General features: G+C 68.4%; 10 protein-coding genes. 5 read left to right on the forward strand and 5 right to left on the reverse strand.

Annotated features, from left to right (window positions below; genetic code table 11):
• Positions 1-216: 216 nt before the first annotated feature.
• Both AC1DXI_RS20595 and AC1DXI_RS20600 read right to left on the reverse strand, forming a co-directional pair.
• The gene (locus tag AC1DXI_RS20595) at positions 217-756 is read right to left on the reverse strand and encodes a DinB family protein (RefSeq protein ID WP_476940130.1); all 540 of its coding nucleotides are present in this window, start codon (positions 754-756) and stop codon (positions 217-219) included.
• Positions 753-1,574, reverse strand: a complete 822-nt coding sequence (locus AC1DXI_RS20600) for a DUF2306 domain-containing protein (RefSeq protein ID WP_476940131.1) — start codon at positions 1,572-1,574, stop codon at positions 753-755. The genes AC1DXI_RS20595 and AC1DXI_RS20600 overlap by 4 nt, the downstream gene beginning before the upstream one ends.
• Positions 1,575-1,708: 134 nt before the next feature.
• On the opposite strand from AC1DXI_RS20600, the gene AC1DXI_RS20605 reads away from it, so the two are divergent.
• Entirely contained in the window at positions 1,709-2,446 is a 738-nt protein-coding gene (locus AC1DXI_RS20605; RefSeq protein WP_476940132.1) for a TetR/AcrR family transcriptional regulator, read from the forward strand.
• 7 nt (positions 2,447-2,453) lie between these two features.
• Here the strand turns inward: AC1DXI_RS20605 and AC1DXI_RS20610 are convergent, their stop codons facing one another.
• The 3 genes from AC1DXI_RS20610 to AC1DXI_RS20620 form a co-directional block, all read right to left on the reverse strand.
• Positions 2,454-3,242: an alpha/beta fold hydrolase gene (locus tag AC1DXI_RS20610; RefSeq protein WP_018775489.1), complete on the reverse strand. Its 789-nt coding sequence runs from the start codon at positions 3,240-3,242 to the stop codon at positions 2,454-2,456.
• Positions 3,243-3,330: 88 nt separating this feature from the next.
• Positions 3,331-3,828, reverse strand: coding sequence for an SRPBCC family protein (locus AC1DXI_RS20615; RefSeq protein ID WP_476940133.1), 498 nt, complete (start codon positions 3,826-3,828; stop codon positions 3,331-3,333).
• A gap of 12 nt (positions 3,829-3,840) precedes the next feature.
• Positions 3,841-4,254: an ArsR/SmtB family transcription factor gene (locus AC1DXI_RS20620; RefSeq protein WP_476940134.1), complete on the reverse strand. Its 414-nt coding sequence runs from the start codon at positions 4,252-4,254 to the stop codon at positions 3,841-3,843.
• Positions 4,255-4,377: 123 nt separating this feature from the next.
• Between AC1DXI_RS20620 and AC1DXI_RS20625 the strand changes: the two genes are divergently transcribed.
• The 4 genes from AC1DXI_RS20625 (at position 4,378) to AC1DXI_RS20640 (ending at position 8,532) form a co-directional block, all read left to right on the forward strand.
• Positions 4,378-5,391: a medium chain dehydrogenase/reductase family protein gene (locus tag AC1DXI_RS20625; RefSeq protein ID WP_476940135.1), complete on the forward strand. Its 1,014-nt coding sequence runs from the start codon at positions 4,378-4,380 to the stop codon at positions 5,389-5,391.
• A 199-nt stretch (positions 5,392-5,590) separates the two neighbouring features.
• Positions 5,591-6,163, forward strand: coding sequence for an MOSC domain-containing protein (locus AC1DXI_RS20630; RefSeq protein WP_476940136.1), 573 nt, complete (start codon positions 5,591-5,593; stop codon positions 6,161-6,163).
• A gap of 222 nt (positions 6,164-6,385) precedes the next feature.
• Positions 6,386-7,318, forward strand: a complete 933-nt coding sequence (locus tag AC1DXI_RS20635; RefSeq protein WP_476940137.1) for a LysR family transcriptional regulator — start codon at positions 6,386-6,388, stop codon at positions 7,316-7,318.
• A 116-nt stretch (positions 7,319-7,434) separates the two neighbouring features.
• Positions 7,435-8,532: a tartrate dehydrogenase gene (locus tag AC1DXI_RS20640; protein WP_476940138.1), complete on the forward strand. Its 1,098-nt coding sequence runs from the start codon at positions 7,435-7,437 to the stop codon at positions 8,530-8,532.
• Positions 8,533-8,677 lie beyond the last annotated feature (145 nt).

Raw genomic sequence — 8,677 nt, forward strand, 5'->3', positions numbered from 1 at the left:
TGTCGCCACCAAATGCCGGATCTTGATATCGGGGTGCATTTTGCTCATGACCCGAGCAAAACCGGTCCGAGTGTCCACGATGTCCTGAGACACACTGTCCACGATGTCTTGAGACAGAAACGTCCATTAAGTCATGAGACTCCACAGTCGTCATTCGGCGTTCATGACCGCCAGGACTGATAGCGCAACGGGTGGAAGCGTCAACCCGCCTGCCGCCTACTCCCCCGTTTCGCCGTCCACGGCCTCGCGGAGGAGGTCGGCGTGGCCGTTGTGCCGGGCATACTCCTCGATCATGTGGCACAGGATCCAGCGCAGGCTCGGTGCCGAACCGTCCGGCCACGGGCGCCTGGCCAATTGGTCCAGGCCACCGGCCGCCAGGGCCTCCGCGACGCTGGCCCGGGACCGGTCCACGGCGTCCTGCCACAGGGTGCGCAGCTGGTCCGGGGTGTCCCCTGCGGCGGAATGCCACTCCCAGTCCGGATCTGCCTTCCAATCCACGGCGGCGAACGGGGCCTCGCGGTCCCGGGCGTGCAGGGACCGGGAGAACCATTCGCTCTCCACATAGGCCATGTGCTTCAGGAGCCCGCCCAGTGTCATCGATGAGGCAGCGGTGGTGGCCACGAAGCCGGCCGCGTCCAGGCCGGCGCATTTCCACGCCAGAGTGGCCCGTTGGAAGTCCAGGAATCCCAGGAGGGTCGCGGTTTCGTCGGCGGCAAGGGGAGGCTCCGGGCGGCCCTGATCATCCACAATCGTCATGCGCGTGAGTCTAGCCGCCCGGACTCCACCTCGCCGGAAACTGTCCGCTTCGCCGGAAAAGTACGGCGTTCCGGCACATTTCCGGCGACTTCGACGACGACGGCGGCGGCAGGTTCGGGTTCGACGACGGCCGGGACGGGGACGACGGCGGGGACCCGCACGGTGCGCCTGGCGCGCCGGTGGATGACGTACTCGGCCACCGCAACGTTGATCACCCAGGCTGCCCCCAGGAGCACCGCCCGGGTCGGCTCGTCGGGCGGGCCCACCAGCAGGATCCACGGCAGCCCCGTCAGCGCCTGCGTTCCCGCGGCGACGCCGATCGCGTAGCCGCGGGTCATCCACGCGCCGTGCCGTACAAAGTCCCGGCGCACAACCGCCACGACTCCCAGGACGATGCTCGCCGCCATGGCCGAGCCGAAGACCAGCCGCAGCACCAACAGCGCCGGGCCGTCCCCGGGGGGCAGCGGATAGAAGACGGCCATCCACAGGCCGGACAGGGCGGCCAGCAGGCCCGCGGGCGCGAGGATGCGGCCGGCGATGCGGTGCCAGCCGCGGCGGCCCCGCAGCGCGGGGAGGAACTGGAACGCCCCAAGCAGGCTGTAGGTGGTGACACTGAGGATGTGCGTCACCACGGGCACGGGCGAGGCGAAGAACCGGGCGTTCTGGGCGGTGATGGCGGCACCGCCGGTCAGTTCCGTCAGCCGCGCCGCGCCCGCGATCACCGGGATAAGGCTGAGAAGGATCAATCCGACGGGCACCGGCCATTGGGGGCGGCGGCGGACACGGGGGACGGGGGCGCTGCTGGCGTGTGTTGTCACGGCGTGGTCCTTGGCTGGGATGGCTGGCGGCGGTGGTACATGAATCGCGCGGTGTACGGCGTACACCTGATGCGGCCACGTTAGGTGTACGGCGTACACTTGTCAATAGGGAACCGTTAGGGAAAGGTGGCCGGATGACCCAGCAAGCGGAGCGAACGCGCCGGATTCCGTTGAGCCGGGACCGCGTCCTGGCTGCCGCCGTCGAGCTGGCCGACCAGGTGGGGATCGAGGCGCTGAGCATGCGCCGGCTGGCGCAGGAACTCGGCGTCGTGCCGATGGCGCTGTACAAGCACGTGGCCAACAAGGAGGAACTCCTCGACGGCATGGTGGACGCCCTTGTCAGCGAGATCGATCCTCCCGTCCGTGATGCCGGCTGGAAGGACGCCGTGCGCCTGAGGGTGCTCTCGGCGCGGGGGGCGCTGCTGCGGCATCCGTGGGCCCGGCAAGTGCTGGAATCGCGCACGAATAAGACGCCCGCGGTCCTTGGCTACATGGACTCGTTCATCGGCATGTTCCTGGCCGGAGGCTTCTCCGTGGACCTGACCCATCACGTCATGCACGCCCTGGGGAGCCGGATGTGGGGGTTCACCCAGGAACTGTTCGACGACTCCGGCGGCGGGAACGCCGCGGGACTGGCCGCCCTTCCGCCGGAAGCGCAGGCGGCCATGTTCCAGGACATGACCGAGCGGTATCCGAACATCCTGAAGGTCGCCACCGCCTCCGCGCACCAGGACTCCGTGGTGGGACAGGGGTGCGATGACCAGTTCGAGTTCGAGTTCGCCCTCGATCTGCTCCTGGACGGCTTCGAGCGGCTGCACCGGCAGCACTGGAGCTCCGCGCCGAACGATACCTCCACGCCGGCAACGCCCTGACCGCCCCCTACTCCTCCAGGAACCGCAGCAGGTACGGGAGGGTGGTCCGCATGGCCCGCAGGTCGCCCCCGCTGGCGGCCAGCTCGCCGAGGTAGTCGCCGTGGCTGCCGGGCACGATCATCAGGCGCGCCCCGGGAATGACCCGTGACATCCGCACGGCGTGTTCAGCGCTGACGACGTCGCGGTCGGCGCTCAGCACCAGGGTGCGGGCCGTGATGCGGCGCAGGTCCTCGTCCGGCCATCCGGGGAAGGTCAGGATCCGCTGGCGGTCCAGTTCGAACATCCGCTCGAGGTGTCCGGGCTCCGGATTGAGCCGGCGGTCCGCGGACCGGTACGCCTCCGGCATCTCATCGAGGGTTGCCTTCTCCATCCCCTCCCAGAACTCGTCGCCCACAGCGTCGCGGCTGACAAAGGTGGAGGCGGCAATCAGGCAACGCACCATGGACGGATGCCTCATGGCCAGCGCAAGCGCAGTGTGGCCCCCGGCGCTGAACCCGAGCACATCCACGGAGTCCACATTGAGCTCATCGAGCACGGCTTTGACGTCCCCGGCCGAGTTTTCGGCGGTGAGCGGCCGGCCGGTAGCCGCGGTCCGGCCGTGGCCCTCCTCTTCGACGGCGATCACCTGCAGGCTCTCGGCCAGCAGCGCGGGGATGAGGCCGGCGAAGTTGGTCTCGATGCTCGAGCCTCCGCCGGGAATCAGCAACAGCGGGGGCTCGCCGACCCGCGGGTGACCATGGACCTCGTAGTACATCCGGAGGTCGCCGTTGGCCGCGTAACCGTGGGTGAACGTCACATGGCATCCTAACGCCGCACGCAGCGGGCTGAATAGGGCCAAAGGACGACGGCGGCAGATTCCCGCCGCCGTCGTCTTGCGTTGCAGGTCAGGCGTTGACGGACTCGGCGAGGATCGCGTCGACCTGGCCGAGTGCCCCCTTCATGCCTTCTTCCATGCCCATGGCGACGATCTGCTCCATCTGCTCCTCGGCCTCGAAGGTGGACAGGATGGTCATTCGGGTGCGGCCGCCGATTGGCTCCAGCGTCACAACACCATGAATGGTGCCCATGTCGGCCACGGGGTCGCCGTTGTCGTCCGCGAAGCCGTCATCGAACTCCAGTCGGTGCGGGGCGTTAATGGTCACGAACCGCCACCAGCCGCGGGCCTTCTCCCCCTCGGGTCCCGTCATGTAGTAGCTGGCCTCGCCGCCCGGGACGAACTCGTGCTTCTCGAACGTGGCCGGCCAGGTGGGCGGGCCCCACCAGCGCTCGAGCTGGCGCGGGTCCTCCCAGATTTGCCAGACTCGCTCCACGCCGGCGTCGAACTCGGCGACCACGGTGAGGCTCAGCGCCTCGAGATTCTTGACTGAACTGATAACCGTCATGACGAACCCTTCCTAACCTTCAGCTTGCTGGTTCCTGCCTTGCGTGCTGCCTTGCTGGTTTGTGTTGCCTGATTCGGGGGCGGCCGTTTCGGCGAGCAGGTCTGCGATCCGCTCCGCCCGCTGCCGCCAGATGACCTCGTACTCGTCGAGCAGCCGGCGGGCCCGCTGCAGCCCATCGTGGTTGGCCCGCACAATCTGCTCCCTCCCCCGCTTCTCCTTGGAGACAAGGGAAGCGCGTTCCAGGACCGCCACATGCTTCTGGACGGCCGCGAAACTCATGGCGTAGAGGGCAGCGAGCCCGGAGACCGAGAACTCGCCCACTGTCACCCGGCGCACGATATCCCGGCGGGTCGTGTCGGCGAAGGCCTGGAACAGGCGGTCGAGTTCGTCGTCGTTGAGCTGGGTTCGGAGCTGATCTACAACCATTTGGTTGTAGAATAGTCCGGCGGTTCGGGGGTGTCAATAGGTCCCGTACGGCCCCGCACGCCCCCCGGCGCCGGGTAGCAAGAGGCCGGTGTGCGGAGCGTGTGCCGAGCGTAGAGTGAGCCCATGAAGCGTGTGGTGATCGACCGCTTCGGCGGCCCCGAGGTCCTGCAGGTGGTGGAGGTCGAGGATCCACGGCCCGGCCCGGGCGAGGTCCGCGTCAGGGTCCTGGCCTCGGGGGTCTCTTTCACCGACGCACAGTTGCGCGCCGGCACCTACCTCGGCGGGCCGAAGCCGCCCTTCACGCCCGGCTACGAGCTCGTCGGCATCGTCGATGAGATCGGGCCCGGTTGCTCGCGGGTACGGGTCGGAGACCGGATCGGCGCGCTGACGGTGTGGGGCGCCAACGCCGAGCTCGTCTGTGTGCCGGAGGCATACGCGGTGGAGGTGCCTGAGGACCTCGACCCGGCCGAGGTCGTGAGCCTCGTCTTTCCCTATATGACCGCCTACCAGCTGCTGCACCGGACGGCCCAGGCGAAGCCCGGGGAGAGCGTTCTGGTTCACGGCGCGGCAGGCAGGGTGGGCACCGCGATCCTCGAGCTCGGAGCACTGGCCCGACTCCGCCTCTATGGGACCGCCGCCGGCGGGGACCGCGCCGCAGTGGAGCGGCTGGGCGCGGTGGCGATCGACTATCAGAACGAGGATTTCCTGGCCCGAGTGCGCGGGCTCACCGGCGACGGCGTCGACATTGCCCTTGACGGGATCGGTGGGCCGTTGTCGCTGCGCTCCTTCCGCGCGCTGCGGCCCGGCGGTCGGCTCGTTGTGTTTGGCCGCTACGCCACGATCGCGCAGGGGCGCAAGAACTGGCCGGGCGTGATCGCCTGGTACGCGGCAACGGGGAGCGTCGCGCTCTGGGGCTGGCTGTCACCCCGCCGAAAAGTGCTGTCCTACCGGATCCAGAAGTTGCGCATCCATCACCAGGACTGGTTCAGGGCAGACTTCTTCGCCCTGCTCGAGATGCTTCGCCGCGGCCAGATTCACCCGGTGGTCGCCGAGCGCCTGCCAATTTCCGACGTTCGTCGCGCCCATGAGCTGCTGGAAAGCACCGCGGCGAAAGGGAAGATCGTGCTCGTACCCTGAGCCGGCATGGCTGACGCCGCGGCACTACGCGTAAGGCCCCGCCGAGTTCGCCGGAAGCCTGCGAGGTCGCCGCAAGGTTCCGGCGACCTCGAGGGTTTCCGGCGACTTCGCGCGCCACAGCCGGCACACATGCGCGCGGCCGCCGCATCCGGGACCATCGACGCGCCCCAACGCCACGATGGGAGGATAGTTTTAGGTCATGACGGCAAGCTACAGGTACGACGTCGAGATCCTGCACCTCCTCGTCTCGCCGGCGCACGCCTACTTCGGCCGCGCCCGCGATGGTGCGGCGCAGGTCCCCACGACGGACGCGGACCAAGTGGAACTGGTGGCCGGCAAGGGCATTGTCGGCGACCGGTTCTTCGGCAAGGCCGCGCAAATGGACGCCGCCGTCACCCTCCTCTCGATCGAGGCCCTCGAGGCGATGGCTGAGGAGCTGGGAGCCGGCCCGTTTGACCCGCTCCTGACCCGGCGCAATGTGGTTCTCCGGGGCGCCCACCTCGCTCCCCTGCTCGGCGAAGAGTTCGCGCTTGAATCGAAGGGCAACGTGGTCCGGCTCCGGGTCGGACGGCCAGCACACCCCTGCGCGTGGATGGACCGGATGCTTGCACCGGGCGCGCACGCCGCCATGCGCGGCCGGGGAGGCGTGCGCTCCCAGCCGCTTTCGACCGGCCTCCTGAGCCGCGGCCCGGCCGTGCTGGTCAGCCCCGTGCCGCTCGACCCCGGACAGGCCGGCATCCCCACGCTGCTGCGCCCGTCCCGGCTTCCGTAGCGCCGCGGCTGCCGTAGCGCCGGGTTGCGTGATCCGGCGCGGACGACGACGGACGACGACGGACGACGACGGGCGGCGGCCGGCGGCGGGCGGCGATCGCGTTCTTTGCCTCGGATGTGGAACAAATGCCCATCCGGACCGTCGGCAGGAAATAGGCTCGGACTCATCGATCAGGCGGACGCACGGCAACCGCCAAGCGCCCCAACCGGTGAAGGAGCCAGCGTGGACACCCGAAAGCTGAAGTATTTTCTGGCTGTAGTTGACCACGACGGGTTCAGCCGGGCGGCGGAGCACCTGCTCATCGCCCAGCCATCCCTCTCGCAGACCATCGCCGCCCTCGAGAAGGAACTGGGCGTGCCCCTGTTCCACCGGATCGGGCGGCGGGCGGTGCTCACGGAGGCGGGCAAGGAGCTGATCGGGCCGGCCCGGCTCGTGATGCGCAACCTCGACGCGGCGCAATCTGCGGTGCAGTCGGTGCGTGGGCTGCGCAGCGGACGGCTGGACATCGTCACGATGCCCTCGCCCGGGATCGAGCCGCTGTCATCGATGATCGCCGCCTTCACCCGGGCGCATCCCCTGGTCAGGCTCAATGTCAGCGCCGCCTTCACTCCGGAGGACGTCATCGAGTCTGTCCGAAGCGGCAGCACGGAGATCGGGCTGGCAGGCTCCCCCACGCCCATCAAGGTTCCCGGCGTTGAGGTGCTGGAGCTCGATCGCCAGCCGCTGATCCTTCTCGTCAATCCCCAGTCCGATACGTTCGGCGCCGCAACAACTATCCAACGCGAGGAGCTGGCCGGCCACCGGCTGGTCGCGAGCCAGCGCGGTTCGCTGATGCGGTGGCTTGTGGACGACGCCCTGGCACGGGGGATCGACGCCGAAATCGTCGTCGAGGTCGCCCACCGGACCTCGATCCTGCCGTTGGTACTGGCCGGGGTCGGCCACGCCGTGATGCCGTCGTCGTGGGCGCCCCTGGCGCACAAATCAGGGCTGCGGACGCTGCTGATCGAACCCGTGTCCTACCTGGATGTTGCCGTTCTCAGCCGGAGGGACGACCTGACCCCCGCAGCCCGGTCCTTCCTGGCGGTGGCGCGGCTGCACGCGGCCCCGCCACCGCAAGGAATGACAGACACGCCTCCCCCGGCGCCTCATCAATAGGCTGAACCTATCTAGCGGATCGGATCTTGGTCTTGGACGGCAGGTGGTGCCGGCCCGTCTACTTGAAGAGGAAGGCAGTGTGACGCTGCTAACACACTCAATGAGGAGGTAGGCACATGAGCGCCACCCAGAAATTCAGCATCGCTTCAATCCCCGCCGACGGGGTCGGCAAGGAGGTCGTCTCCGCCGGACGCCGGGTTCTGGACGCCCTGGCGCAGAACTCCGGCGGCAAGTTCGCCTTCGAATGGACCGAGTTCCCGTGGGGCTGCGAGTACTACGCCAAGACCGGCCAGATGATGGACCCCGAAGGACTGGACACCCTCAAGGACTTCGACGCCATCTACTTCGGCGCCGTCGGCTGGGAAAACGTCCCGGACCACATCAGCCTCTGGGGCCTGCGCCTGAAGATCACCCAGAACTTTGACCAGTGGGCGAACATCCGCCCGGTGAAGTTCCTCCCGGGCGTCCAGTCCCCGCTGCGCAAGGCCGACACCACCGAGCTCGACTGGATTGTGGTCCGCGAAAACAGCGAAGGCGAGTACGCCGGCCTCGGCGGGCGCAACCTCAGCGGCCGTGGCCCCGGCAACGAGGTGGCCCTGCAGACCGCGCTGTTCACCGAGAAGGGCTGCGAGCGCATCATGCGCTTCGCGTTCGATCTCGCCCGGACCCGCACGGTGAAGAAGGTCTCGTCGGTCACCAAGTCCAACGCCCAGCAGTACGGCATGGTCCTCTGGGACGAAACGTTCCAGCGTGTTGCCCTGGACTACCCGGATGTCGCCACCGAGAGCGTCCTGGTTGACGCGATGAGCGCCAAGTTCATCCTGCACCCCGAGGACCTCTCCGTCGTCGTCGCCTCCAACCTGAACGCCGACATCCTCTCCGACCTCGGCTCGGCCCTGGCCGGCAGCCTCGGCCTGGCGGCCAGCGCAAACCTGAACCCGGAGCGCCGCTTCCCGTCCATGTTCGAACCGGTCCACGGCTCGGCCCCGGACATCGCAGGCAAGGGCATCAGCAACCCGATCGGCGCGATCGCCAGCGCAGCCCTGATGCTGGACCACTTCGGTCTGCACGAGGAAGCCCGCCGCATCGAGGCCGCCATCGAAGAGGCAACCGGCACCGGCCACCTGACCCGCGACGTCGGCGGCGACGCCACCACCGCGGACGTCACCGACGCCATCATCGAGGCCCTGGCCCGCACCCTGGCCGCCGTCTAGACAATATGAAGTGAGGATTGCAGATCCTTCCGTCCGGGGCGGGCATTATCGCCGGGGCGGTCCCGCAGCGCCGGCTTGGGGTGCTCGGCTGCGTCCGGATGAAGGGCGGCGCTGCCGGACCTGGAACCCGGCGGTGATGTCCTTT

The organism is Arthrobacter sp. P1_H7 (genome assembly GCF_056405215.1).

What these genes read in the sequence shown, in the direction of transcription:
- AC1DXI_RS20620 (WP_476940134.1), bottom strand. Translation starts at nt 4,254, where the DNA reads ATGGTTGTAGATCAGCTCCGAACCCAGCTCAACGACGACGAACTCGAC.
- AC1DXI_RS20615 (WP_476940133.1), bottom strand. Translation starts at nt 3,828, where the DNA reads ATGACGGTTATCAGTTCAGTCAAGAATCTCGAGGCGCTGAGCCTCACC.
- AC1DXI_RS20605 (WP_476940132.1), top strand. Translation starts at nt 1,709, where the DNA reads ATGACCCAGCAAGCGGAGCGAACGCGCCGGATTCCGTTGAGCCGGGAC.
- AC1DXI_RS20595 (WP_476940130.1), bottom strand. Translation starts at nt 756, where the DNA reads ATGACGATTGTGGATGATCAGGGCCGCCCGGAGCCTCCCCTTGCCGCC.
- AC1DXI_RS20625 (WP_476940135.1), top strand. Translation starts at nt 4,378, where the DNA reads ATGAAGCGTGTGGTGATCGACCGCTTCGGCGGCCCCGAGGTCCTGCAG.
- AC1DXI_RS20640 (WP_476940138.1), top strand. Translation starts at nt 7,435, where the DNA reads ATGAGCGCCACCCAGAAATTCAGCATCGCTTCAATCCCCGCCGACGGG.
- AC1DXI_RS20630 (WP_476940136.1), top strand. Translation starts at nt 5,591, where the DNA reads ATGACGGCAAGCTACAGGTACGACGTCGAGATCCTGCACCTCCTCGTC.